This is a genomic window from Cedecea sp. NFIX57 (assembly GCF_900177785.1).
Classification (GTDB): domain Bacteria; phylum Pseudomonadota; class Gammaproteobacteria; order Enterobacterales; family Enterobacteriaceae; genus Cedecea; species Cedecea neteri_C.
Genome location: NZ_FXAS01000012.1, coordinates 97,274 through 122,395 on the forward strand (window position 1 = coordinate 97,274; position 25,122 = coordinate 122,395).

Genomic DNA, 25,122 nt, shown 5'->3' on the forward strand with positions numbered 1-25,122 from the left:
ACCATGCCAAAACGTACAGATATAAAAAGCATCCTGATCCTCGGTGCGGGCCCGATTGTTATCGGCCAGGCCTGTGAGTTTGACTACTCTGGCGCGCAGGCTTGTAAAGCGCTGCGTGAAGAGGGTTACCGCGTTATTCTGGTGAACTCCAACCCGGCCACCATCATGACCGACCCGGAAATGGCGGATGCAACCTACATCGAGCCAATTCACTGGGAAGTGGTACGCAAAATCATCGAAAAAGAGCGTCCGGATGCGGTGCTGCCAACCATGGGCGGCCAGACCGCGCTGAACTGCGCGCTGGAACTTGAGCGCCAGGGCGTACTGGAAGAGTTCGGCGTCACCATGATCGGCGCTACCGCTGATGCCATCGACAAGGCTGAAGACCGTCGTCGCTTCGACATTGCGATGAAAAAAATCGGCCTGGACACCGCTCGCTCCGGCATCGCGCACAATATGGAAGAAGCGCTGGCAGTGGCGGCAGACGTGGGTTATCCGTGCATCATTCGTCCATCCTTTACCATGGGCGGCACCGGCGGCGGCATCGCTTATAACCGCGAAGAGTTTGAAGAGATTTGCGAGCGCGGCCTGGATCTCTCCCCAACCAAAGAGCTGCTGATTGATGAGTCGCTGATTGGCTGGAAAGAGTACGAGATGGAAGTGGTGCGTGATAAGAACGACAACTGCATCATCGTCTGCTCTATCGAAAACTTCGACCCGATGGGGATTCATACCGGTGACTCCATCACCGTGGCGCCAGCGCAAACGCTGACCGATAAAGAATACCAAATCATGCGTAACGCCTCGATGGCAGTACTGCGTGAAATCGGTGTGGAAACCGGTGGCTCAAACGTTCAGTTCTCCGTGAACCCAAAAACGGGCCGCCTGATTATCATCGAGATGAACCCGCGTGTGTCCCGTTCCTCCGCACTGGCGTCTAAAGCTACGGGCTTCCCGATTGCTAAAGTTGCCGCGAAGCTGGCGGTCGGTTACACCCTTGACGAGCTGATGAACGACATCACCGGCGGCCGTACTCCTGCCTCCTTCGAACCGTCCATCGACTATGTTGTGACGAAAATTCCTCGCTTTAACTTTGAGAAATTTGCTGGCGCAAACGACCGTCTGACCACCCAGATGAAATCCGTGGGTGAAGTCATGGCTATCGGCCGTACTCAGCAGGAATCACTACAGAAAGCACTGCGTGGCCTGGAAGTGGGCGCTACCGGCTTCGACCCGAAAGTTAGCCTGGATGACCCGGAAGCGCTGACCAAAATCCGCCGCGAGCTGAAAGACGCGGGCGCAGAGCGCATCTGGTATGTGGCTGATGCATTCCGCGCGGGCCTGTCCGTAGATGGCGTGTTCAATCTGACCAACATCGACCGCTGGTTCCTGGTGCAGATTGAAGAGCTGGTGCGTCTGGAAGAGCAGGTGGCCGAAGTGGGCATCACCGGCCTGGACCATGACTTCCTGCGTATGCTGAAGCGCAAAGGTTTTGCGGATGCGCGCCTGGCTAAACTGGCTGGCGTTCGTGAAGCTGAAATTCGCAAACTGCGCGAGCAATATAACCTGCACCCTGTCTACAAACGCGTAGACACCTGTGCGGCAGAATTCGCGACCGACACCGCGTATATGTACTCCACGTATGAAGAAGAGTGTGAAGCGAACCCGAACCATGACCGTGACAAAATCATGGTGCTGGGCGGCGGGCCAAACCGTATCGGCCAGGGCATTGAGTTCGACTATTGCTGCGTACACGCCTCGCTGGCGCTGCGTGAAGATGGTTACGAAACCATTATGGTTAACTGTAACCCGGAAACCGTGTCTACCGACTACGACACCTCCGACCGCCTCTACTTTGAACCTGTCACCTTTGAAGACGTGCTGGAAATCGTCCGCGTTGAGAAACCAAAAGGCGTCATCGTACAGTACGGCGGCCAGACTCCGCTGAAACTGGCTCGTGCGCTGGAAGCGGCAGGTGTGCCGGTTATCGGTACGAGCCCGGATGCTATCGACCGTGCGGAAGACCGTGAGCGCTTCCAGCACGCCGTTGAGCGCCTGAAGCTGAAGCAACCTGCTAACGCCACCGTAACGGCTATCGAGCAGGCGGTAGAGAAAGCAGTTCAGATTGGCTACCCGCTGGTGGTTCGCCCTTCTTATGTGCTGGGCGGCCGCGCGATGGAAATCGTCTACGACGAAGCAGACCTTCGCCGTTACTTCCAGACCGCGGTGAGCGTTTCCAACGATGCACCGGTGCTGCTTGACCGCTTCCTTGACGATGCGGTGGAAGTGGACGTGGATGCCATTTGCGACGGTGAAACCGTGCTGATTGGCGGCATCATGGAACACATCGAGCAGGCGGGCGTTCACTCCGGTGACTCCGCATGTTCTCTGCCAGCTTACACTCTGAGCCAGGAAATCCAGGATGTGATGCGCCAGCAGGTGCAGAAACTGGCCTTCGAGCTGCAGGTGCGTGGCCTGATGAACGTGCAGTTTGCGGTGAAGGACAACGAAGTTTACCTGATTGAAGTGAACCCACGTGCCGCGCGTACCGTGCCGTTCGTTTCTAAAGCGACGGGCGTGCCGCTGGCGAAAGTTGCCGCTCGCGTCATGGCAGGCAAAACGCTGGTTGAGCAGGGCGTCACCAAAGAAATCATCCCGCCTTACTACTCGGTGAAAGAAGTTGTGCTGCCGTTCAACAAATTCCCGGGCGTTGACCCGCTGTTAGGGCCAGAAATGCGTTCTACCGGTGAAGTGATGGGTGTGGGCCGTACTTTTGCAGAAGCTTTCTCTAAAGCGATGCTGGGCAGCCAGTCCACCATGCGTAAGCCAGGCCGCGCGCTTCTCTCCGTGCGCGAAGGTGACAAAGAGCGCGTAGTTGACCTGGCCGCGAAGCTGCTGAAACAGGGCTTCGAGCTGGATGCGACCCACGGTACAGCGATTGTGCTGGGCGAAGCGGGTATTAACCCACGCCTGGTGAACAAGGTGCATGAAGGGCGTCCGCACATTCAGGACCGTATCAAGAATGGCGAATACACCTACATCATCAACACCACCGCGGGCCGCCAGGCGATTGAAGATTCCAAGCTGATTCGCCGCAGCGCGCTGCAATACAAAGTGCATTATGACACCACGCTGAACGGCGGTTTCGCTACGGCGATGGCGCTGAATGCCGATGCTACCGAGAAGGTGATTTCGGTGCAGGAAATGCATGCCCAAATTAAGGGCTAATCTTTCACATCCTGAAAGAATGTTCCGAAAATAACGCCAACGGCCTCTGAAAAGAGGCCGTTTTATTTTATACCCAGCGAGATAGTCTACAGTTTACCTGCACACAACTGAAAATGACTAAACACGCTGGGAGAACACCATGCAGAAACGAACTTTACTTGCTTCCCTTTTCACTGCCGCAACGCTGCTGACCGTGGCGGGCTGCTCGTCCAATCAGGCGGTTAAAACCAACGATGGCAAAACTATCGTGACCGACGGTAAACCGCAGGTTGATAAAGACACGGGCCTGGTGTCGTACAAAAATGCCGAAACGGGTAAAACCGAGCAGATCAACCGTGACCAGGTGAAAGAGATGAGCGAGCTGGATAACTAGTTAAGAAATATCCAACAACACGCTCAGCAATATTGACTGTTAGCCTGTCGATTAACTGACTAAACTCACTGTCATTAAAGGCAGTAGTGAAGACAGGCTTAACAATGATTCTTATAATTTATGCGCATCCCTATCCCCAGCATTCCCATGCCAACCGGCAAATGCTTGAGCGAGCCAAAGCGCTCCCGGGGGTAGAGATTCGCTCCCTCTATGAGCTTTATCCCGACTTTAATATCGACATTGCCGCTGAGCAGCAGGCGTTAAGCCGCGCTGATTTGGTTATCTGGCAGCATCCCATGCAGTGGTACAGCATGCCGCCGTTGATGAAATTATGGATAGATAAAGTGCTCTCGCACGGCTGGGCATACGGCAAAGGCGGGAATGCCCTGCACGGTAAAGACGTTATGTGGGCCGTGACAACCGGCGGCAGCGAAAAACATTTCGAACTGGGCGATCACCCTGGATTTGACGTTCTCGCCCAGCCTCTGCAGGCCACGGCGCTCTACTGCGGAATGCAGTGGCTTCCTGCCTTCGCGATTCATTTCACCTTTGTTTGCGATGAATTGACGCTTGCCCGCCAGGCGGATGACTATAAGCAGCGTTTAATTGACTGGCAGGAGGCTTACCGTGGATAGCCATAGCTTAATTCAGGCATTGATTTATCTCGGTTCTGCCGCGCTTATCGTGCCTATTGCCGTGCGGCTCGGATTAGGTTCTGTGCTGGGTTACCTGATTGCCGGCTGTATTATTGGGCCGTGGGGGCTAGGGCTGGTGACCGATGCCGAAACCATTCTGCACTTTGCTGAAATTGGCGTGGTGCTGATGCTCTTCGTTATCGGGCTTGAGCTTGATCCTCAGCGGCTATGGACGCTTCGCGCTTCGGTATTTGGCGGCGGTTTTCTGCAAATGGCAGCCTGCGGGTTGGCACTCGGCGCGTTTTGTATCGTGATGGGACTTAACTGGAAGATCGCCTTGCTTATTGGCCTGACGCTGGCGCTCTCATCCACTGCGATTGCCATGCAGGCGATGAACGAACGCAACCTGACCGTCACCCCGATGGGGAGAGGCGCGTTTGCCGTGCTGCTGTTCCAGGATATTGCCGCGATTCCGCTGGTGGCGATGATCCCGCTGCTGGCGAGCAGCGGTGGCACCATGACCTTTGCGACGTTTTTAATTTCCGCGCTTAAGGTAGCGGCGGCGCTTGCTTTGGTTGTACTGCTTGGGCGCTATGTCACCCGGCCAGTGTTGCGGTTTGTGGCGCGCTCGGGGTTACGTGAAGTGTTCAGCGCCGTGGCCCTGTTCCTGGTGTTTGGCTTTGGCCTGCTGCTTGAAGAGGCCGGTCTGTCCATGGCGATGGGGGCGTTTCTTGCCGGGGTGCTGTTAGCCAGCTCCGAATATCGTCACGCGCTGGAAAGCGATATTGAGCCGTTCAAAGGCCTGCTGCTGGGGCTGTTCTTTATCGGGGTTGGGATGTCTATCGACTTCGGGACTTTGCTCGACAACCCGCTGCGCATTCTTGTCCTGCTGGTCGGTTTCCTGGTCATTAAAACGCTGGTGCTCTGGCTGGTCGCTAAGCCTTTAAAAGTGCCTCGCAGGCAGCGCCGCTGGTTTGCCGTTTTGCTGGGGCAGGGAAGTGAGTTTGCCTTCGTTATCTTCGGGGCGGCACATATGGCGCAGGTGCTGGACGACGGCTGGTCGAAGTCTCTGACGCTTGCCGTGGCGCTATCCATGGCAGCCACGCCTTTACTCCTTGTTCTGCTGAACAGGCTCGAGAAAACGGGCAGCGAGCAGGCAGGAGAGGCCGACGAGATTGATGAAGAGCAACCTCGGGTCATCATCGCGGGCTTTGGGCGCTTTGGGCAGATTGCCGGCCGTCTGTTGCTGAGCAGCGGAGTGAATGTGGTTATCCTGGATCACGACCCTGACCATATAGAGACGCTGCGAAAATTTGGCACCAAAGTCTTTTACGGAGATGCCACCCGCGTTGACCTGCTTGAGTCAGCCGGAGCCGCAGGAGCTGAAGTGCTGATTAACGCCATTGACGATCCTGAAGCTAGCATGCAACTCACTGAGCTGGCGAAAGAACATTTCCCGCATCTGCAAATCCTTGCCCGCGCGCGTGATATTAATCACTACATCCGCCTGCGCCAGGCGGGGGTAGAGATGCCGGAACGTGAAACGTTCGAGAGCTCACTGAAGATTGGCCGCCGCGCGCTGGAGGGATTGGGCGTGGGTAAATACGAAGCGCGTGAGCGAGCTGACCACTTCCGCCGCTTTAACCTGCAAATGCTTGAAGAAATGGTGCCGACGGACGACAAGACAGCCGAGCGTGCGGATGTCTTTAAGCGTAACAGCGCGATGCTGACAGAGGTTATCAACGAGGATCGTGCGCACCTGCACGTTATCCAACGTGATGGCTGGCAGGGAACGAAAGAAGGGCTTCACAGCGGTAAGCTTTCCGACGAACCCCCGGTCAGGCCAGCAGAGTGAACTTGCTGAAAAATATTTACTTTTCCTTATAGTGAACGGGGGTTAACGCTAACCCCTTGTTCCATATCCTGCAGTTGAAAATCAGGGCGCGATGGCCGCAGCAGAATAAAAAAAATTCTCGTTACGCGCCTTGCCCCCTGTCGACGAAAGATTGCGCTTTCCGTATAGTGGCGGCAATTTTTTTCATCATCCTTAGGTTATTTAAATGATCAGTCTGATTGCTGCTTTAGCGGTGGATCGCGTTATCGGCATGGAAAACGCCATGCCATGGGATTTGCCTGCCGACCTTGCCTGGTTCAAGCGCAATACGCTTAATAAACCTGTCGTTATGGGGCGCCTGACGTGGGAGTCTATTGGTCGCCCGCTGCCGGGACGTAAAAACATCGTGATCAGCAGCCAGGCCGGAAATGACGATCGCGTTGAGTGGGTGAAATCGGTGGAAGAGGCGATCAAAGCCTGCGGTGATGCCGAAGAAATTATGGTGATTGGCGGGGGACGCGTATACGAGCAGTTCCTGCCCAAGGCGCAGCGCCTGTACCTGACCCATATTGATGCGGAAGTGGAAGGGGACACGCATTTCCCGGATTACGATCCGGATGAGTGGCAGTCAACCTTCAGTGAATTCCACGATGCCGACGAGAATAACTCCCACGGTTATTGCTTCGAAATTCTGGAGCGTCGTTAAGTTTTTAACCCTCTCTCGACAGAGAGAGGGTTAATCTCTAAGAGGCGGCAGCGGTTTGATCTTCGCCGCTATCCTGCTGACGATTTGAAGGCTGTACGAACCAGGTTTTATCTTCCCAACGCAGGCAGGTCAGTTCTCCTCCCCAGCAGCAACCCGTATCCAGGGCATAGATCCCTTCCGGCGTACCTTTCCCTTCCAGCGATGCCCAGTGACCAAAGGCCACCGAATATTCGTCGGTAACGGGGCCCGGAATCGCAAACCAGGGCTTCAGCGGCGAAGGCGCTTTTTCCGGCGTGTCTTTGCAGTACATATCCAACTGGCCGTTCGGGAAGCAATAGCGCATGCGGGTGAGCGAGTTAGTGATGAAACGCAGGCGAGCCAGACCGGAGAGATCGCTGGACCAGTTGTTGGGCATGTCGCCATACATTGCATCCAGGAACAGCGGATAGCTGTCGCTGGACAGAACGGCTTCGACATCACGCGCGCAGGCCAGCGCAGTGTTGATATCCCACTGCGGCGTGATCCCCGCATGTGACATAACAAGTTTTTTCTCTTCATCCACCTGAATGAGCGGCTGACGACGAAGCCAGTTGAGAAGCTCGTCGGCGTCAGGCGCTTCCAGCAGCGGCGTAACGCGGTCTTTAGGCTTGTTTCGACTGATGCCCGCAAAGACGGCCAGCAGATGCAGGTCGTGGTTACCAAGCACCACTCTTACGCTGTCACCCAGACTGCGAACATAGCGCAGCACTTCCAGGGAAGCAGGCCCGCGAGCCACCAGATCCCCTGTCAGCCACAGCGTATCTTCTTCAGGGTTGAAATTAACCTGCTGCAGCAACGCGATCAGTTCATCGTAGCAGCCGTGAACATCGCCAATCAGATATGTAGACATGGTATCAGTGAATGAAAGTTGGAATGGCCAGACGGAAAACCGGGATTTCGACCCTGAAGGCCTCTCCCTGTGCATCGACCATTTCATAATGGCCTTGCATCGTGCCAAGCGGCGTTTCGATAACCGCTCCGCTTGTGTACTGGTAGTCGTTGCCAGGCTCAATGTGCGGCTGTTCGCCGACAACACCTTCGCCCTGAACCTCGGTTTCTCGGCCGTTACCGTTGGTGATTAGCCAGTAACGGCCAAGTAGCTGAACTGCGGTTCGCCCCAGATTGCGAATAGTGACTGTGTACGCAAAGACGAAACGTTCTTCATCCGGTGAGGATTGCGACTCAATATAAACGCTTTGCACCTGTACGCATACGCGGGGCGAATCAAGCATGGTTTAGCTCTCCGATGGCTGTTGTGGGTGTTCAGCCAGATAGTTTGCAAGCTTACAGTACTGGTCAACGGAAATGTTTTCCGCACGCAGTGTCGCATCGACGCCAAGCTCCGCCAGCACGTCGGCACTGAACAGATGGCCGAGGCTATTACGGATGGTTTTACGGCGCTTGTTAAAGGCTTCCGTCGTGATACGGCTCAGCACGCGCAGATCTTTAACCGGGTGCGGTAACGTCGCGTGTGGCACCAGACGCACAACGGCAGAGTCCACTTTCGGCGCTGGCGTAAAGGCAGTAGGCGGTACTTCCAGCACAGGGATAACGTTGCAGTAATACTGCGCCATCACCGACAGGCGGCCATACGCTTTGCTGTTTGGCCCGGCGACTAAGCGGTTAACCACCTCTTTTTGCAGCATGAAGTGCATGTCTGCAATGGCATCAGTATAGCTAAAGAGATGGAACATCAGCGGCGTAGAGATGTTATACGGCAGGTTACCGAAAACGCGCAACGGCTGGCCAATTTTCTGCGAAAGATCGCCGAAATCCATGGTCATAGCATCCTGCTGATAAATCGTCAGCTTAGGAGCCAGGAACGGATGCGTTTGCAAACGGGCAGCAAGATCGCGGTCCAGTTCGATAACGGTCAGTTTATCCATGCGTTCGCCCACAGGCTCGGTCAGTGCGCCGAGGCCTGGGCCAATTTCGACCATTGCCTGGCCTGGCTGTGGGTTAATCGCGGAGACAATACTGTCGATAACGAACTGGTCATTAAGGAAGTTTTGTCCAAATCGTTTGCGGGCAAGGTGGCCCTGGTGGACTCGAGTATTCATTGACTATTTACAATCATTTTAATGGCGAGATTAAGCGCCGTAATAAAACTGCCGACATCGGCTTTTCCCTGGCCTGCCAGCTCAAGAGCGGTGCCGTGGTCAACCGAGGTACGGATAAAAGGTAATCCCAGCGTGATATTTACCGCGCGGCCGAAGCCCTGATATTTCAACACGGGCAGACCCTGATCGTGATACATCGCCAGTACGGCGTCGGCACTATCGAGGTATTTAGGCTGGAATAGCGTATCTGCCGGTAATGGGCCAGAAAGGCGCATCCCCAGAGCGCGCATCTCATTTAACACCGGGATGATGGTGTCTATCTCTTCGGTGCCCATATGGCCACCTTCCCCGGCGTGCGGATTGAGACCGCAAACCAGCACATGCGGCTGCGGGATACCAAATTTGGTTTGCAGGTCATGATACAGGATGGTGACAATCTGGCGTAGTAAATCCGGCGTAATGGCGTCAGAAATTGCTTTTAGCGGCAGATGCGTTGTGGCAAGCGCAACTCGCAGCTCTTCCGTGGCCAGCATCATCACCACTTTTTCGCTGTGCGAACGCTCTTCGAAGAACTCGGTGTGACCAATAAACGGAATACCGGCATCGTTGATAATGCCTTTGTGTACTGGCCCGGTAATCAGCGCGGCAAACTCCCCGCTCAGGCAGCCATCGCATGCCCGGGCGAGCGTCTCGACGACGTAAGCACTGTTACGTACATCCAGTTGCCCTGGAACGACCGGCGCACGTAGCTCAACGGGCAGCACGGTCAACGTACCTGCAGCCTGCGGTTTTGCCGGTTGATTTGCTTCGAAAGGCTGGAGCGTCAGGGGGAGGCCGAGCAGAGAGGCTCTGGCGAGTAGCAATTCTGGAGAAGCGCAGACGACCAGTTCAACGGGCCAGTCGCGTTGCGCTAACGCGACGACCAGGTCGGGACCAATCCCGGCGGGTTCGCCGGGAGTGATGGTCACACGAAAGATGTTAGCCATTGCTGCCTATGATTTTCACGTAAGCGCTGGCGCGCTGTTCCTGCATCCAGGTTTGCGCTTCTTCTGAGAACTTGCGGTTGAACAGCATGCGGTAGGCACGATCTTTTTGCGCCGCATCAGTTCTGTCGACTTTACGAGTATCCAGTAGTTCGATCAGATGCCAGCCGAAGGAAGAGTGCACCGGGGCGCTCATCTGGCCTTTGTTCAGCTTCTGCAGTGCGTCGCGGAAAGCGGGATCATAAATATCCGTTGCCGCCCAGCCCAGATCGCCACCCTGGTTTGCTGAACCAGGATCGTCAGAGAACGATTTCGCGGCAGCAGCAAAGGTGGTTTTCCCGCTCTTAATGTCAGCGGCAATTTGCTCCAGCTTCTGGCGAGCCTGGGTATCGTTCATAATAGGCGACGTTTTCAGCAGGATGTGACGGGCGTGAACCTCAGTCACAGAAATATTCTGATTCTGGCCGCGCATATCGTTAACTTTCAGGATGTGGAAGCCAACGCCTGAACGGATAGGCCCGATAATGTCGCCCTTCTTCGCCGTGCTCAATGCCTGGGCAAAAATAGAAGGCAGTTCCTGGATGCGACCCCAGCCCATTTGGCCGCCTTTCAGCGCCTGCTGGTCGGCAGAATAGCTAATAGCAAGCTTGCCGAAGTCTGCCCCGTTACGCGCCTGATCGACAACGTTACGCGCCTGTTTTTCTGCGTCATCAACCTGAGCCGAGCTTGGGTTTTCTGGCAGCGCAATCAGGATGTGGCTCAGGTTCAGTTCCGTACTGCTGTCGTTCTGGTTGCCAACCTGTTGTGCCAGGGCATCAACTTCCTGCGGCAGGATTGAGACGCGACGACGGACTTCATTGTTACGCACTTCCGAAATCGTCATCTCTTTACGGATCTGACTGCGGTAGGTGTTGTAGTTCACGCCATCATAGGCCAGACGGCTGCGCATCTGATCCATGGTCATGTTGTTCTGTTTGGCGATGTTGGCGATGGCCTGATCGAGTTCATCGTCGGTGATCTTCACGCCCATCTTCTGGCCCATCTGCAGGATGATTTGATCCATGATCAGACGTTCAATGATTTGATGGCGAAGCGTCGCGTCGTCGGGAAGCTGTTGCCCCGCGTCGCGTGAGTTCATTTTGACGGACTGCATTAAGCCGTCAACATCGCTTTCGAGGACTACGCCGTTATTGACTACGGCAGCTACTTTGTCGACAACCTGCGGGGCTGCAAAAGTTGTGTTCGCCACAAGTGCGACACCAAGAAGCAGCGTTCTCCAGTTCTTCATACTTTTTCCATTTTACTTAGCCGCAAAGCGGATTATTTAGAGAATTCGTCAAAGTGAATTACATCGAGCTTTGGTACGGCAGAATGTTAGAACGCAGCATCTGCGGAATACCCAGGCCATAGTTGGAACTCAGACCGCGTAACTCAATGTTAAAGCCGATTACGTTATCGTATTTGCTTTGGTTATTTTCCCAGCCGTTGATTTTACGTTCGACGCCTACGCGAATGGCATAACAGCAAGAGCTGTACTGCACGGCGAACATAGAGTCAGCGGACTGTCGGGCATTGGTATCGTAGTAGTAGGCCCCGACAACTGACCAGCGATCCACGATTGGCCAGCTGGCGACCATACCGACCTGCGAAATCCCTTCTTTATACTGTTCGTAAGTCGAGTATGCTGGCAATGTTGCCTGAATATACTCCGGACTCGCATAACGATAGGTCAACTGCGCAATACGATCGGCGTCACGGCGGTATTCAATGGCGCCGTTACCGTTGGCCACGCTGCCCAGGCGAGCATCATACTGAACGCCGCCACGCAGGCCCCAACGATCGGTCATACGCCAGTAAGTATCGCCGGCCCAAAGCATAGAGCCCGTTTTCTTATCTTTCTCCCAGTTGATGTTGTCATCCCCGGTACGGGACTGGGTGAAATAGTAGATTTGACCCGCGGATATGTTAAAACGTTCAACCGAAGCGTCATCATAAACGCGAGAAGTTACGCCCGTCGTTACCTGATTGGCCGAAGCAATACGGTCCAGACCACCGTAGGTACGATCGCGGAACAGCCCGCTGTAGTCAGACTGCAGCAGCGATGAGTCGTAGTTGTTGATAGCACTTTGGTTGCGATACGGCACGTACAGGTACTGAGCGCGCGGCTCCAGGGTCTGCGTCCAGCCGGCAACGGAGTCCATATCACGATCGAAGATCAGCTTACCATCCACTTTAAACTGAGGCAGCGTGCGGTTGACAGTGCTTTCTAAGGTGCTGGCGGTATTGATATTTTGTTTGTATTTATCAATGTTGTCCTGCTGATAATGGGTCATCATCAGCTTGGTTTCGGTATTCAGACTTGCCCAGCCGTTAGACAGCGGCAAGTTGATGACCGGCTCAAGGTGCAGACGCGTGGCGTCCGGGTAGTTAGAGTTCACGTTGGTGAACTTCACGGCCTGGCCATAAATACGCGTATCGAACGGACCCACGTCGTTCTGGTAGAAGTTGACGTCCAGCTGTGGCTCAGCGCGGTAGGAGCTTTTGCTGGCACCTAACTGGTTAGCAAACACCTGGAACTGTTTAGCTGACAGGGTAGCGTCGAAGTTTTCAACCGCATAGCCGACGCTAAATTTTTGCGTGGCGTAGCCGTCGGTACTGTTCCCGTAAGGGGAGCTAAAGTCGTTGAAGTAGCGAGAGTCGCTAACCTTGGTGTAGTCGACGTTGAAACGCCACACCTGATCCATGACCCCGCTGTGGTTCCAGTAGAACAACCAGCGTCTGTCTTTTTCACCCTGCGACACACCCGGTTCGTTCTTGTATTCGTCATCCGACGGGAGATAGTCAAACTCCATTAGACCCGCACCGGCCTGGGTCAGGTACCGGAATTCGTTCTGCCACTGGATACCGCCCCGCTTATCAATGTAATGAGGCGTGATAGTGGCATCGAAGTTTGGCGCAATGTTCCAGTAATACGGTAGCGTGAACTCAATGCCGTTGTTGGTGCTGTATTTAGCGCTTGGGATCAGGAAGCCCGAACGGCGTTTATCGCCAATAGGAAGTTGCAGATATGGACTGTAGAAAACCGGTACCGGGCCCAGCTTAAAGCGGGCATTCCAAATCTCCGCCACTTCTTCCTGTCTGTCCTGAATCACCTCAGTGCCGACCACGCTCCAGGTATTGGAACCCGGCAGGCAGGAGGTGAACGTCCCGTTTTCAAGAATCGTGTAGCGGTTGTCGCCGCGCTGTTTCATGAGGTCTGCGGTGCCGCGACCTTGGCGGCCCACCATCTGGTAATCACCGCTCCAGACGTTAGTATCTTTGGTGTTTAAATTGGACCATGCTTTCGGACCTTTCAGGATGACCTGATTGTCGTCGTAATGCACATTACCTAAGGCATCCACCGTGCGAACGGGATCCGCTTGACCGTCGACCTGCTTCTGGTGAAGCTGAACTTCGTCTGACTGCAGGCGGCTGTTGCCCTGCTGAACGTCAACATTCCCGGTAAACACGGCATTGTCCGGGTAATCACCTTTGGCGTGATCGGCCTGGATTGTCACCGGCAGGCTATTACCGTCGTCCTTAACCAATGGACGATTATAGCTTGGGATACCCAGCATACACTGCGAGGCAAGGTCGGCAGCCATACCTTGTTGGCTATAAAGGGCTGAACCAATCAGGGTGGCCAGCAAGGTGGGAATACGTTTTTTCATACGTGTTATTTGTTGTTCCGTCATCAGGGTATAGCGAAGGCAAACGGTCAGAGACTAACTTACTCATCACCACAGCGCTAGTGTTAATCCAGCCCATTAGCAGTATGCCGTTAGGCAGCGCTATCAATGGCGGGTATGATAAAGCAAATTCTAGACGACAGCATGACGATTTGGGGAGTATATGCAGTATTGGGGAAAAGTACTCGGTGTTGCTTTGGGTTTAATCTCGGGCGGCGGCTTTTGGGGCGTGGTGATAGGTTTTCTTATCGGCCATATGTTTGATAAGGCGCGCAGCCGTCGCGGGGCCTGGTTTGCTAACCAACAGCAGCGTCAGGCGATCTTTTTTTCTACCACTTTTGAAGTGATGGGGCACCTCACCAAATCGAAAGGCCGGGTAACGGAAGCCGATATTCAAATCGCTTCTTTACTGATGGACCGAATGCAGCTTCATGGTGAGGCTCGAGCAGCAGCTCAGCGCGCATTTCGGGCGGGTAAAGAAAATAATTATCCGCTCAGAGAGAAAATGGGGCAGATGCGCAGCGTCTGTTTTGGCCGCTCTGACTTAATTCGGATGTTTCTGGAAATCCAAATTCAGGCCGCGTTTGCGGATGGCTCGTTGCACCCAAATGAGCGCCAGGTGCTGTATGTGATTGCCGAAGAACTGGGGATCTCACGTGCTCAGTTCGACCAGTTCTTGCGCATGATGGAAGGCGGCCAGCAGTTCGGTGGTGGCCAGTACCAATACCAGCAATCACAAGGCGGCTTCGCGCAGCAGCAAAGGGGCCCGACGCTGGAGGATGCCTGCAAGGTGCTTGGGGTAAAAAGCAGCGATGAGCCAACGGTTATCAAGCGTGCGTACCGTAAGCTAATGAGTGAGCACCACCCGGACAAGCTGGTGGCAAAAGGTCTGCCGCCGGAAATGATGCAGATGGCGAAGCAAAAGGCTCAGGAGATTCAGGGTGCTTACGACCTGATTAAAACGGCAAAAGGGTTTAAATAGAAAAAAGCCTCTCAAATGAGAGGCTTTTCTTTAAAAGTCCGCCGGCGCTCTAAACGTCATTGGCGTACCGTAGCTCGGGTGCGTAATGGTGAGCATCTCAGCATGGAGCTGAAGACGCGGCGCCATGGCAAGCGCTTCTGGCGTCGCGTAGAAGCGGTCCCCGAGAATCGGGTGCCCCAGCGCCTGCATATGCACGCGAAGCTGATGTGAACGCCCGGTAATCGGCATGAGCTGTATACGAGCGGTATTATCCGCCGCGTATTCCAGCACCTGATATCCAGTCTGCGCAGACTTTCCTGTCTCGTAGCACACCTTTTGCTTTGGTCTGTTAGGCCAGTCGCAAATCAGCGGCAGATCCACCAAACCTTCTTCCGGTTGCGGATGGCCCCAAACGCGAGCCACGTACTGCTTTTTAGGCTCGCGTTCACGGAACTGGCGCTTCAGCTCTCGCTCTGCCGCTTTGGTCAGCGCCACCACAATCACGCCACTGGTCGCCATATCAAGCCGATGGACCGACTCCGCCAGCGGGAAGTCGCGCTGAATGCGCGTCATCACGCTGTCTTTGTGCTCATCAAGACGCCCCGGGACGGACAGCAGACCGCTGGGCTTGTTAACCACCATGATGTGCTCATCCTGGTAAAGGATAACCAGCCAGGGATCAAGAGGCGGATTGTAGGGTTCCATCAGCATTTACTCTGCATCCTTCAAGCTGCAGCCGCGTTGGCTGCTCTCACTTATCCCAGTCACTTAGTTTAGTAAGCTCCTGGGAATTCTCTCTTTTGCCGCCTTGCTGCAACTCGAATGATTTGAGTAAAGCGACGCATATTTACTGGTGCGTCACAACAATCAAACGCAGGGCATCAAGACGCCAGTTAGCCTGGCTCAGCGCTTCCATCACCTGCTGGCGATTGGTTTCAATAGCCGCAAGTTCGTCGTCACGAATGTTTGGGTTAACGGCTTTCAACGCTTCCAGACGGGACAGCTCAGCGCTCAGCTTCTCATCGGCTTCTTCACGAGCTGCGTCGATCAGCGCCTGTGCCGCATCGGCAACTTTCTCTTCCGCCACCTGCAGAATAGCGTGCACGTCGGACTGCACCGCATTCACCAGTTTGCTGCCGGTATGACGGTTAACCGCGCTGAGCTGGCGGTTAAAGCTTTCAAACTCCACCTGCGCCGCGAGGTTGGTGCCGTTTTTATCCACCAGCATGCGCACCGGCGTCGGCGGCAGGAAGCGGTTGAGCTGCAGCTGTTTAGGCGCTTTGGCCTCAACAACGTAAATCAGCTCCAGCAGCAGCGTACCCACCGGCAGCGCTTTGTTTTTCAGCAGAGACAGGGCACAGCTACCGGTATCGCCTGACAGGATCAAATCCAGGCCATTGCGGATGATCGGGTGTTCCCAGGTCACAAACTGCGCGTCTTCGCGGGATAAGGCTACGTCACGCTCGAAGGTGATTGTGCAGCCGTCTTCCGGCAGGCCCGGGAAGTCCGGGACCAGCATATGGTCGGACGGCGTAATCACGACCATGTTGTCGCCGCGATCGTCCTGGTTAATGCCGACGATATCAAACAGGTTCATCGCAAAGCTAACGAGGTTAGTGTCGTTATCTTGCTCGGAAATGGCTTCTGCCAGTGCCTGCGCTTTTTCACCGCCGTTGGAGTGAATTTCCAGCAGACGGTCGCGGCCCTGCTCAAGCTGCTGTTTAAGGGCATCGTGCTGCTCGCGGCACTGCTTGATCAGCGCGTCAAAGCCTTCGGTATTTTCCGGGGCCGCGAGATATTCGATCAGCTGCGGATAGACGCTGTCATAGATGGTTCGGCCGGTCGGGCAGGTATGCTCGAAGGCATCCAGACCGGCATGGTACCAGTCCACCAGGACCGACTGAGCGGTTTTTTCCAGGTACGGAACGTGGATCTGGATGTCGTGTGCCTGGCCAATACGGTCGAGACGACCAATACGCTGTTCCAGCAGGTCTGGGTTAAACGGCAGGTCAAACATGACCAGCTGGCTGGCGAACTGGAAGTTACGGCCTTCTGAGCCAATTTCGGAGCAGAGCAGGACCTGTGCACCGGTATCTTCTTCCGCAAACCAGGCTGCAGCGCGGTCGCGTTCGATGATGGACATGCCTTCATGGAAGACGGCGGCGCGGATGCCTTCGCGCTCGCGCAGAACTTGCTCCAGCTGAAGCGCCGTTGCGGCTTTGGCGCAGATCACCAGTACTTTCTGCGAACGGTGACTGGTCAGGTAACCCATCAGCCATTCAACGCGCGGGTCGAAATTCCACCAGGTGCCGGTGTCGCCTTCGAATTCTTGATAAATCTGCTCCGGGTACAGCATGTCGCGGGCGCGATCTTCCACGGACTTACGCGCGGCCATAATACCGGAGACTTTAATTGCCGTCTGGTACTGGGTTGGCAGCGGCAGGCGAATGGTGTGCAGTTCGCGTTTCGGGAAACCCTTCACGCCGTTACGGGTATTACGGAACAGGACGCGGCTGGTGCCGTGCCTGTCCATCAGCATGGAGACCAGCTCCTGGCGTGCGGCTTCACTGCCTTCGCGATCGCTGTTGGCGGTTTGCAGCAGTGGCTCGATATCCTGCTCGCCGATCAGCTCACCCATGGTATTCAGTTGCTCATCGGTCAGACGGTCACCCGCCAGCAGCAAAGCAACGGCGTCTGCGACCGGGCGATAATTCTGCTGCTCGTCGACGAACATAGTGAAATCATGGAAGCGATTTGGATCCAGCAGGCGTAAGCGCGCGAAGTGGCTTTCCATGCCCAGCTGTTCAGGCGTGGCGGTCAGCAACAGAACGCCGGGTACATGCTCGGCCAGTTGTTCAATCGCCTGATATTCACGGCTAGGCGCGTCTTCGCTCCACACCAGGTGGTGGGCCTCATCGACAACCAGCAGATCCCACTCCGCTTCGCAGAGGTTTTCCAGGCGCTGTTTATTGCGGCGCACGAAGTCCAGCGAACAAATGACCAATTGTTCGGTGTCAAACGGGTTACTGCTGTCGTGCTGGGCTTCCGCGTAACGTTCATCGTCAAACAGCGCGAAGCGCAGGTTAAAGCGACGCAGCATTTCGACCAGCCACTGATGCTGCAGGGTTTCCGGCACCACAATCAGAACGCGTTCGGCACTGCCGGCCAGCAGTTGCTGGTGGATGATCATCCCGGCTTCAATGGTTTTACCCAGGCCAACTTCATCCGCGAGCAATACGCGCGGCGCATGGCGGCGGCCAACGTCATGAGCGATGTTTAGCTGGTGAGGGATCAGGCTGGTGCGCATCCCGCGAAGGCCGCTCCAAATCTGGCGCGACTGTTCGCTCTGGTATTTGCGGGCGCGAAAACGCAGCGCAAAACGGTCCATACGGTCGATTTGCCCGGCAAACAGACGATCCTGCGGCTTGCTGAAGACCAGTTTGCTGTCGAGGAACACTTCGCGCAGCAGAACCTCTTGTTCTTCGGTATCGAGACGGGTGCCGAAGTAGGCGAGTAACCCCTTTTCTTCCTTAACTTCATCAACTTTCAGCTGCCAGCCTTCATGGCTGGTAATCACATCGCCTGGGTTAAACATCACGCGGGTGATCGGGGAGTCATTTCTGGCGTACAGACGATTTTCACCCGTTGCCGGGAAGAGCAGGGTAACCATACGCGCATCCAGCGCCACCACGGTTCCCAGTCCCAGTTCGCTTTCGGTATCGCTGATCCAACGTTGACCAAGTGTAAAAGGCATAAGTTTTCGGCTCTATTTCAGTGACTTAAATTTGCAGGCAATAGCATGGCAACCGCGCACAGGCGGCGCAGTTGTTTAAAATTGGGTCTAAGGATTCGAAGAAAGGGCGCTATGGTACTGGATGGCAACGGATTCGTCACGTACTCGTCATGCTTCAAATTACGGCGACGCTGGCTGCGCGCTCTTGGCACCTTGCCGTAAACTGAGTTATGTCGAGTATTTTTAAAATAGCCCCATCTGCCCCGTCATCAGTGTAGCAAAGTCGTCCTCAAGGAAGGGCAAAATCCCCTCGGCGACGGGCTGCAGCTGGCGAGTCAGGTAGTGGTCATAATCCAGCGGAGACTGCTGATAATCAACCGGTTCCGGGCCGCTCAGGGTCATGACATATTTTATCGTACCGCGGTTCTGGTACTGTGCAGGCCTGCCCAGACGCTGGTTATGCTCATCGGCAAGCCTTGCCGCGCGAACGTGCGGCGGCACGTTTTTCTGGTACTCGCTTAACGGGCGACGCAGGCGCTTGCGATAGATGAGCTGTGAATCCAGCTCACCCGCCATCAGGCTGGCAATGGTTTCGCGGATGTAGTCCTGATAGGGCTCGCCGCGGAAAATTCTCAAATAGAGCGTCTGCTGGAACTGCTGGGCGAGGGGCGTCCAGTCGGTGCGCACCGTTTCAAGCCCTTTAAAGACCATACGCTGTTCGTCGCCTTCCTGAATAAGCCCTGCGTAGCGCTTTTTGCTGCCCTGGTCCGTTCCCCGGATAGTCGGCATCAGAAAACGGCAGAAGTGCGTTTCGTACTCCAGCTCCATGGCACAGTCGAGATTCAGCGTGGTTTTCAGATGCTGTTGCCACCAGGTGTTGACGTACTCAACCAGCTTCCTGCCAATTTGCGCGGCGTCTTCTTCTCTATGGGCTTTTTTCAGCCAGACAAAGGTTGAATCCGTATCGCCGTATATAACGTCATAGCCCTGGGATTCAATCAGGGCCTTTGTCTGGCGCATGATCTCATGACCGCGCATGGTGATCGACGAAGCCAGGCGTGGATCGAAAAAGCGACAGGCGCTGGTGCCCAGCACGCCGTAAAAGGCATTCATGATGATCTTGAGCGCCTGAGAGAGCGGTTTGTTACCGTGGCGCTTTGCCTCGTCCCGGCCATGCCAGATCTGGCTCACGATCTCCGGCAGGCAGTGTTTGTCGCGGGAGAACCAGCCGCCAATAAACCCTTCAACGGAGTGCGTCACATCGGGCTGGGCTGTACCTTCGACGAGCCCGACCGGATCGATTAAGAAAGTGCGGATAATCGACGGGTACAGGCTTTTATAATCGAGCACCAGCACTGAATCATACAGCCCTGGGCGCGAATCCATCACATAGCCGCCGGGGCTTGCCTGCGGCGGAACCTCGCCCAGATTGGGGGCGACATAGCCTGCACGGTGCATACGCGGGAAATAAAGGTGGCTGAATGCCGCAACCGAGCCGCCGTGTTTATCCAGCGGGAGCCCGTTGACCGTCGCCCGCTCTAGCAGGAAAGGCATCAGCTCAGTCTTGTGGAAAATACGCGTGACCAGCTCGCAGTCTTTGAGGTTATAGGTCGCCAGCGCGGGTTTGTCTTCGGCAAAGCGGCGGTCGATCTCATCCATACGATCCCAGGGATTATCAATCGACTTCCCTTCACCGAGAAGTTCACGGGAGACCGTTTCCAGCGAAAATGAAGAGAAATTCCAGAACGCCGATTTTAGCGCTTCGATGCCGTCGATAATCACCCGGCCCGCAAGTTGGGCAAAGAAAACGCCCTGCTTAAAGCCGTGCTCACGCCATTCTAGCGGGCTGTTGCCTCGCCCTAAACGAAGCGGAACCTGGTAGCGTTCGGCCATTTTTTGCAGCACGCGCAGGTCAAACTGAACGACGTTCCAGCCGATCAACACATCGGGATCGTGCTCGGCAAACCAGCTATTCAGCTTCTCCAGCAGCAAAGGGCGGCTGGCGACATATTCCAGCGTGAAGTCCAGGCCCGCAGCATCGCCGTTTTCAGGCCCGAGCATATAGACGTGGCGCTGCCCGCAGCCTTCGAGGCCGATGCAGTACAGCTCGCCGTGCCGATTCGTTTCGATATCCAGCGAGACCCATTTCAACGGCGGGCGGTATTCCGGGGCGGGTTTCAGGCGGGTATCCAGCAGCACATCGCCCTGAGGATGACCGCTAAACCAGACCGGCGCGGTAATAAAGCGTTCCATCAGGAAGCGCTCCGGGGGACGAATATCCGCCTCATAGACAGTCACGCCGCCGTCGCGTAGCAGTTTCTCCAGCCGCATTAACTGGCGGTGCTGCTGGCAATACAGGCCCGCCACCGGCTGGCGATGGAAGTCTTTGAGTTCAAGCGGCGTAAGGCGGAACTGGTTTTCACCAGCTAGCAGACGCTGCGCCTGAGCTAGCTGCGATTGGGGAATAAAAGCGACGGACTCCTGTGGCGGCAGGCGCACCTTAAGCGGGCCATCGTCCGTGGCCAGCCAGAAGTCGACTTCGGTACCGCGCGGGGTGTCTCGCCAGTGCCTGGTCAGCAGAAACCCCTGACGAGCTTGAGACACGCTGCATTCTCTCTCAGGAAAAGTGTTTAGATTATAGCGCAAACAACCGTTATTTACTGCATTTATATACAGTGTTGTTGGTCAGGCGTGCGAATTATCCGGAACTTTACCGTCTATTCTTTATTCATAGAAATGAGACCTTGACGCCTGTCACGTTAATTCTGGAGAATCGCCCGCTCGCTCATCGACGGAAAGCTTATGGAATCCTTGCTGGAACACTTTATTACACAGTCAGTGGCATATTCGCTTATCGCGGTGATGCTGGTGGCCTTTTTTGAGTCGCTGGCGCTGGTAGGGCTTATCCTGCCTGGCACGGTGATGATGGCCGGACTGGGTGCGCTGATCGGCAGTGGCCAGGTCAATTTCTATTATGCCTGGGGAGCCGGGATTATAGGTTGCCTGCTGGGCGACTGGATCTCGTTCTGGCTTGGGCAGCGCTTCAAAGGTCCGCTACACCGCTGGTCATTTATGAAGAAGAATAAGGCGCTGCTGGATAAGACCGAGCACGCGCTGCATCAGCACAGCATGTTTACCATTCTTGTCGGACGCTTTGTTGGCCCTACGCGCCCGCTAGTGCCGATGGTGGCCGGGATGCTGGACTTACCGCTGGCGAAGTTTTTGCCACCGAATATTATCGGCTGCCTGTTCTGGCCGCCGCTCTATTTTCTACCGGGTATCCTCGCCGGGGCAGCAATCGACATTCCTGCAGACATGAAAAGCGCGAGCTTCAAGTGGCTGCTTTTGGCGGTGGCTTTACTGCTTTGGCTGGCTGCGTGGCTAAGCTGGCGTTGGTATCGCAGCGGTAAGCAAGGCTCAGATCGACTGGCCCGCTATTTACCGCAGGCCCGACTAAACTGGCTGGCTCCGCTTATGCTGGTGGCGGGCATTGGCAGTTTTGTGGCCTTGCTGCAGCATCCATTAATGCCGGTTTACTGGGACATCCTGTGGAAGGTGCTGTCGCACTAATTGCCTATCCCCAACAGCGCGGAGACGCTTGCCTCACCGCTGAGCAATGTGCCTGTTTCGCCGTCCCATGTAATGCGCCCGTCTTTTACCACGATGCTACGAGGGGCGATACGGGCGGCATCTTCAATACTGTGAGAAACCATCAGCAGCGCCAGCTGTTGCTCCCGACACAGCTCATCGAGCAGCTGCAGCATCTCTTTGCGCAGCGCCGGATCGAGCGCCGAGAAAGGTTCGTCCAGCAGTAAAACGGGCTGCTGACGAACCAGGCAGCGGGCGAGGGCGACGCGCTGCCGTTGGCCGCCGGAAAGCTGAGACGGCAGGCGATCCAGCATGTCAGTTAACCCCACGCGTTCCACTATCTCTATCAGCCGCTGCTTCTGGGCTTCATCAAGTTTCATTCCCGGATGCATGCCCAGGGCGATATTTTGCCGGACGGTCAAATGGCTAAACAGATTATTTTCCTGGAAAAGCATGGAAACCGGGCGGGCTGAAGGCGGTGTCCGCGTGTGATCCACGCCGGCGATGACGATGCCGCCGCTGGCAGGCGGCAGGAACCCGGCGACCAGGCTCAGCAACGTACTTTTCCCTGCGCCGCTTGGCCCCAGGATGGCGATTCGTTCTCCCGCCGCAACCTTCAGGGAAAAGCGCATGGGTAAGTGCTGGTACAGCCAGGTTACATCAGTCAGAGTTAGCATCTTGCCCCGGAAGTTTTTCAATCAAGGTAAACAGCATAAAACAAAGCAGCAGCAGGAGCAGCGCTGTGACCGCGCCGTCCTGGCTGCGGTAAGAGCCGATCTGCTGATACAGCCAGAAGGGCAGGGTTCTAAAGTCTTCGTTACCGAACAGCGCCACTACGCCAAAATCGCCAATCGACAACACGCAGGCAAAGGCCAGCGCCTGAGCTATTGGGCGTTTCAGCGCTTTTAACTCAATGAATCGCAGGCGATTAAAGCCGCTGATATCCAGCGACTGGCAAAGCTGTGTATAGCGTTCCGCTACGTCTCGCATGGGGTTTTCGAGCACTTTCAGGGCATAAGGAATCGCCATCAGCGCATTGGTAAAAATAACAATTCCGTCGGCAGATTGTGGCAGGCCCACGGTGTTGTTTAGCAGCAGGAAGAAGCCAGTGGCGAGGACGATGCCCGGCATCGCCAGAATCAACATGCCGCTAAGTTCAATGGCCTGCCCGGCGAAGCGTTGGTTACGAAGCCGAAGTTCACGCGAGCTCCAAAGCAGCATCAGCGTTAGCGTCACGCTGATAAGCCCGGCGGCAATGGCAATTCTCAGTGAAGTCCAGAGCGCGTTCCACAGGGCAGGCTGCCGCAGCACGCTGCCCATGCTGCCGTTAATCCCGTCGACCATCACCGCCAGCAGCGGTGGGAGAAGCAGCAGCAGGGCGAGCAGAATAAGCAGGCCATCGCTAAGTTTTCGGCGCAGAGAATCCTGAGGATCCCGCCACCCCTGAAGCTGGCTGACGCCGACGGGAATAGCCTTACTTAACTTCTGGCTCAACAACACCAGGCCAAGGCAGCACGCCATTTGCAGCAGGGCCAGCAATGCCGCTTTGGCGGGATCGTAGTCGTAGCTTAATGCCTGAAAGATGGCCAGTTCGATGGTTGTTGCCTGCGGGCCTCCACCCAAGGAAAGCACGGTGGCGAAGCTCGCGAAGCAAAGCATAAAAATCAGAGCACCAACCGGGAGTATTTGTCGGCGCAGCCAGGGCCATTCGACAAAACGGAAGAAATGCCAGCCCTGCATTCCCAGCTGTGCCGCCAACTGGCGCTGTTCCGAAGGGATATTGTTCAGCGCCTGCAGCAGAAGGCGGGTCGCCATCGGCATGTTAAAGAAGACGTGCGCCAGCAGAATGCCCTGCAGGCCATAAGGGGAAAAGTGCCATTCAAAGCCGAGCCAGCCGCAGAGCGTTGCCAGCCAGCCTTCTCGCCCATAAACGGAAAGAATGCCGAAGACGGCAACCAGTACCGGCAGTACCAGCGTCATGGCGCAAAGCCGAAGTAGCGCCAGTCGGCCAGGGAAGCGGCGGCGGTAGAGCGCGCGGGCTAAAAAGATTGCCGGGAAAACGGAAAGTGCCGCAGAAAGAAACGCCTGCCAGAAGGAGAAGCGCAGGACGTGCCAAAGATAGCCGTCCTGCAAGATGGCGAAGACATCCGTCTGCGGAGCGTTAAGCCACAGCGCCAGAAAAGCCGCCAGGGCTACCGCCACGACCAGCGTCGCGGCAAATAGCCCTGGATACAGCCAGCCTGGTATTAGTGGCTGACGGCGCGTTGCCATTCATTGATCCATGCTGCGCGGTGAGTAGCTACCTGCTGAGGGGGGAATTCCAGCGTGGTTTGCGGCTTCACCAGGCTGTCGAAGCCAGCAGGTAACGCTACGTTAGTCACCGGGTACATCCAGTTGCCGGTAGCAATGGTGTTCTGGAAACCTGGTGTGGCGATGAATTTGATAAATTTCTCGGCGAGTTCAGGCTGTTTGCTGTTCGCCAGTCTGCCCGCCACTTCAACCTGCAGGTAATGCCCTTCGCTGAAATCCGCGGCGGCGTAGTTGTCTTTCTTTTCTTCAATGATGTGGTAGGCCGGGGAGGTGGTATAGCTCAGCACCAGGTCGGCTTCCCCTTTCAGGAACAAGCCGTAAGCTTCGCTCCAGCCTTTAGTGACGGTGACGGTTTTCTTCGCCAGCTTTTGCCAGGCTTCGGGGGCTTTATCGCCGTACACTTTTTGCATCCACAGCAGCAGGCCAAGCCCTGGGGTGCTGGTGCGTGGATCTTCGTAAATGACCTTCCATTTTTGATCGCTTTCAACCAACTCTTTCAGGCTTTTTGGCGGGTTTTTTAGCTTGTTCTTGTCGTATACGAAAGCAAAGTAGCCGTAATCGTAAGGCACGAAGGTGCTGTTTTTCCAGCCGCCAGGCACCTGAAGGGTGGCGTTTTCGACGTTAGAGGGGGCAAACAGTTTGGTTTGCGTGGCGGCTTCTACCAGATTGTTGTCCAGCCCCAGCACGACGTCTGCTTTGCTGTTCTTGCCTTCCATGCGTACGCGGTTCAGCAGAGAAACGCCGTCTTCAAGCGCCACAAATTTCAGCTCGCAGTTACAGTCGGCCTCAAAGGCTTTTTTCACCGCCGGGCCAGGGCCCCAGTCGGCGGCGAACGAGTCGTAGGTGTAGACGGTTAATACAGGTTTAGCGAAAACGGGCATGGCGGCCAGCGCCAGCAGCGGCAGAAACTTTTTGAACACTTTGCACCTCAGTAAAAGGGGGCA

19 protein-coding genes are annotated in these 25,122 nt (G+C 55.5%); 7 read left to right on the top strand and 12 right to left on the bottom strand.

Annotation, left to right across the window (positions count from 1 at the left end):
• The first annotated feature begins 3 nt into the window (after positions 1-3).
• The 5 genes from carB to folA all read left to right on the top strand — a co-directional run bounded on the left by carB (position 4) and on the right by folA (position 6,776).
• Positions 4-3,228, top strand: a complete 3,225-nt coding sequence (gene carB, locus B9Y90_RS12400; protein WP_085541391.1) for a carbamoyl-phosphate synthase large subunit — start codon at positions 4-6, stop codon at positions 3,226-3,228.
• Between the two features lie 139 nt (positions 3,229-3,367).
• Positions 3,368-3,601: a YgdI/YgdR family lipoprotein gene (locus tag B9Y90_RS12405; protein ID WP_039290203.1), complete on the top strand. Its 234-nt coding sequence runs from the start codon at positions 3,368-3,370 to the stop codon at positions 3,599-3,601.
• A gap of 104 nt (positions 3,602-3,705) precedes the next feature.
• On the top strand, positions 3,706-4,236 hold the full coding sequence (kefF, locus tag B9Y90_RS12410) for a glutathione-regulated potassium-efflux system oxidoreductase KefF (RefSeq protein ID WP_085541392.1): 531 nt from the start codon (positions 3,706-3,708) through the stop codon (positions 4,234-4,236).
• The gene (gene kefC, locus B9Y90_RS12415) at positions 4,229-6,091 is read left to right on the top strand and encodes a glutathione-regulated potassium-efflux system protein KefC (protein ID WP_039290210.1); all 1,863 of its coding nucleotides are present in this window, start codon (positions 4,229-4,231) and stop codon (positions 6,089-6,091) included. The genes kefF and kefC overlap by 8 nt, the downstream gene beginning before the upstream one ends.
• Positions 6,092-6,296: 205 nt before the next feature.
• Positions 6,297-6,776, top strand: a complete 480-nt coding sequence (gene folA / locus B9Y90_RS12420; RefSeq protein WP_008461713.1) for a type 3 dihydrofolate reductase — start codon at positions 6,297-6,299, stop codon at positions 6,774-6,776.
• A 37-nt stretch (positions 6,777-6,813) separates the two neighbouring features.
• Here the strand turns inward: folA and apaH are convergent, their stop codons facing one another.
• The 6 genes from apaH to lptD are packed head-to-tail and all read right to left on the bottom strand — an operon-like array spanning position 6,814 to position 13,568.
• Positions 6,814-7,665 carry a bis(5'-nucleosyl)-tetraphosphatase (symmetrical) ApaH gene (gene apaH, locus B9Y90_RS12425; RefSeq protein WP_085541393.1) on the bottom strand — a complete coding sequence of 284 codons (852 nt, stop codon included), beginning with the start codon at positions 7,663-7,665 and terminating at the stop codon, positions 6,814-6,816.
• 4 nt (positions 7,666-7,669) lie between these two features.
• Positions 7,670-8,047 (bottom strand): Co2+/Mg2+ efflux protein ApaG, encoded by a 378-nt coding sequence (gene apaG / locus B9Y90_RS12430; RefSeq protein WP_039290216.1) that lies wholly within the window; start codon positions 8,045-8,047, stop codon positions 7,670-7,672.
• Between the two features lie 3 nt (positions 8,048-8,050).
• Complete coding sequence (gene rsmA, locus B9Y90_RS12435; protein WP_085541394.1) at positions 8,051-8,875, bottom strand: 16S rRNA (adenine(1518)-N(6)/adenine(1519)-N(6))-dimethyltransferase RsmA; 825 nt, start codon at positions 8,873-8,875, stop codon at positions 8,051-8,053.
• On the bottom strand, positions 8,872-9,861 hold the full coding sequence (gene pdxA / locus B9Y90_RS12440) for a 4-hydroxythreonine-4-phosphate dehydrogenase PdxA (protein ID WP_085541395.1): 990 nt from the start codon (positions 9,859-9,861) through the stop codon (positions 8,872-8,874). Before pdxA ends, rsmA begins: the two co-directional genes overlap by 4 nt.
• Positions 9,854-11,146 carry a peptidylprolyl isomerase SurA gene (gene surA / locus B9Y90_RS12445; RefSeq protein ID WP_008461725.1) on the bottom strand — a complete coding sequence of 431 codons (1,293 nt, stop codon included), beginning with the start codon at positions 11,144-11,146 and terminating at the stop codon, positions 9,854-9,856. The genes pdxA and surA overlap by 8 nt, the downstream gene beginning before the upstream one ends.
• A 58-nt stretch (positions 11,147-11,204) precedes the next feature.
• Positions 11,205-13,568 (bottom strand): LPS assembly protein LptD, encoded by a 2,364-nt coding sequence (lptD, locus tag B9Y90_RS12450; RefSeq protein ID WP_085541396.1) that lies wholly within the window; start codon positions 13,566-13,568, stop codon positions 11,205-11,207.
• 181 nt (positions 13,569-13,749) lie between these two features.
• Between lptD and djlA the strand changes: the two genes are divergently transcribed.
• The gene (gene djlA / locus B9Y90_RS12455; protein ID WP_008461730.1) at positions 13,750-14,568 is read left to right on the top strand and encodes a co-chaperone DjlA; all 819 of its coding nucleotides are present in this window, start codon (positions 13,750-13,752) and stop codon (positions 14,566-14,568) included.
• A 30-nt stretch (positions 14,569-14,598) separates the two neighbouring features.
• Here djlA and rluA read toward each other — a convergent pair whose 3' ends face one another.
• From rluA to polB, 3 genes are all read right to left on the bottom strand, one after another.
• On the bottom strand, positions 14,599-15,258 hold the full coding sequence (gene rluA / locus B9Y90_RS12460) for a bifunctional tRNA pseudouridine(32) synthase/23S rRNA pseudouridine(746) synthase RluA (RefSeq protein WP_085541397.1): 660 nt from the start codon (positions 15,256-15,258) through the stop codon (positions 14,599-14,601).
• A gap of 136 nt (positions 15,259-15,394) precedes the next feature.
• On the bottom strand, positions 15,395-18,301 hold the full coding sequence (rapA, locus tag B9Y90_RS12465) for an RNA polymerase-associated protein RapA (protein ID WP_085541398.1): 2,907 nt from the start codon (positions 18,299-18,301) through the stop codon (positions 15,395-15,397).
• A 222-nt stretch (positions 18,302-18,523) separates the two neighbouring features.
• A complete protein-coding gene (gene polB / locus B9Y90_RS12470) occupies positions 18,524-20,884 on the bottom strand; it encodes a DNA polymerase II (RefSeq protein WP_085541399.1) in 2,361 nt (786 codons plus the stop codon).
• A gap of 198 nt (positions 20,885-21,082) precedes the next feature.
• On the opposite strand from polB, the gene B9Y90_RS12475 reads away from it, so the two are divergent.
• Positions 21,083-21,850, top strand: a complete 768-nt coding sequence (locus tag B9Y90_RS12475) for a DedA family protein (RefSeq protein WP_039290238.1) — start codon at positions 21,083-21,085, stop codon at positions 21,848-21,850.
• Here the strand turns inward: B9Y90_RS12475 and thiQ are convergent.
• Genes thiQ through thiB form a run of 3 tightly spaced genes read right to left on the bottom strand, consistent with a single transcriptional unit; the run spans position 21,847 to position 25,098 of the window.
• Entirely contained in the window at positions 21,847-22,545 is a 699-nt protein-coding gene (thiQ, locus tag B9Y90_RS12480; protein ID WP_085541400.1) for a thiamine ABC transporter ATP-binding protein ThiQ, read from the bottom strand. The two genes, B9Y90_RS12475 and thiQ, sit on opposite strands and share 4 nt — an antisense overlap.
• The gene (gene thiP / locus B9Y90_RS12485; RefSeq protein ID WP_085541401.1) at positions 22,529-24,139 is read right to left on the bottom strand and encodes a thiamine/thiamine pyrophosphate ABC transporter permease ThiP; all 1,611 of its coding nucleotides are present in this window, start codon (positions 24,137-24,139) and stop codon (positions 22,529-22,531) included. Before thiP ends, thiQ begins: the two co-directional genes overlap by 17 nt.
• Entirely contained in the window at positions 24,115-25,098 is a 984-nt protein-coding gene (gene thiB, locus B9Y90_RS12490; protein ID WP_085541402.1) for a thiamine ABC transporter substrate binding subunit, read from the bottom strand. Before thiB ends, thiP begins: the two co-directional genes overlap by 25 nt.
• Positions 25,099-25,122 lie beyond the last annotated feature (24 nt).

What these genes read in the sequence shown, in the direction of transcription:
- carB (WP_085541391.1), top strand. Translation starts at nt 4, where the DNA reads ATGCCAAAACGTACAGATATAAAAAGCATCCTGATCCTCGGTGCGGGC.
- B9Y90_RS12405 (WP_039290203.1), top strand. Translation starts at nt 3,368, where the DNA reads ATGCAGAAACGAACTTTACTTGCTTCCCTTTTCACTGCCGCAACGCTG.
- kefF (WP_085541392.1), top strand. Translation starts at nt 3,706, where the DNA reads ATGATTCTTATAATTTATGCGCATCCCTATCCCCAGCATTCCCATGCC.
- folA (WP_008461713.1), top strand. Translation starts at nt 6,297, where the DNA reads ATGATCAGTCTGATTGCTGCTTTAGCGGTGGATCGCGTTATCGGCATG.
- apaH (WP_085541393.1), bottom strand. Translation starts at nt 7,665, where the DNA reads ATGTCTACATATCTGATTGGCGATGTTCACGGCTGCTACGATGAACTG.
- apaG (WP_039290216.1), bottom strand. Translation starts at nt 8,047, where the DNA reads ATGCTTGATTCGCCCCGCGTATGCGTACAGGTGCAAAGCGTTTATATT.
- rsmA (WP_085541394.1), bottom strand. Translation starts at nt 8,875, where the DNA reads ATGAATACTCGAGTCCACCAGGGCCACCTTGCCCGCAAACGATTTGGA.
- pdxA (WP_085541395.1), bottom strand. Translation starts at nt 9,861, where the DNA reads ATGGCTAACATCTTTCGTGTGACCATCACTCCCGGCGAACCCGCCGGG.
- surA (WP_008461725.1), bottom strand. Translation starts at nt 11,146, where the DNA reads ATGAAGAACTGGAGAACGCTGCTTCTTGGTGTCGCACTTGTGGCGAAC.
- lptD (WP_085541396.1), bottom strand. Translation starts at nt 13,568, where the DNA reads ATGAAAAAACGTATTCCCACCTTGCTGGCCACCCTGATTGGTTCAGCC.
- djlA (WP_008461730.1), top strand. Translation starts at nt 13,750, where the DNA reads ATGCAGTATTGGGGAAAAGTACTCGGTGTTGCTTTGGGTTTAATCTCG.
- rluA (WP_085541397.1), bottom strand. Translation starts at nt 15,258, where the DNA reads ATGCTGATGGAACCCTACAATCCGCCTCTTGATCCCTGGCTGGTTATC.
- rapA (WP_085541398.1), bottom strand. Translation starts at nt 18,301, where the DNA reads ATGCCTTTTACACTTGGTCAACGTTGGATCAGCGATACCGAAAGCGAA.
- B9Y90_RS12475 (WP_039290238.1), top strand. Translation starts at nt 21,083, where the DNA reads ATGGAATCCTTGCTGGAACACTTTATTACACAGTCAGTGGCATATTCG.
- thiQ (WP_085541400.1), bottom strand. Translation starts at nt 22,545, where the DNA reads ATGCTAACTCTGACTGATGTAACCTGGCTGTACCAGCACTTACCCATG.
- thiP (WP_085541401.1), bottom strand. Translation starts at nt 24,139, where the DNA reads ATGGCAACGCGCCGTCAGCCACTAATACCAGGCTGGCTGTATCCAGGG.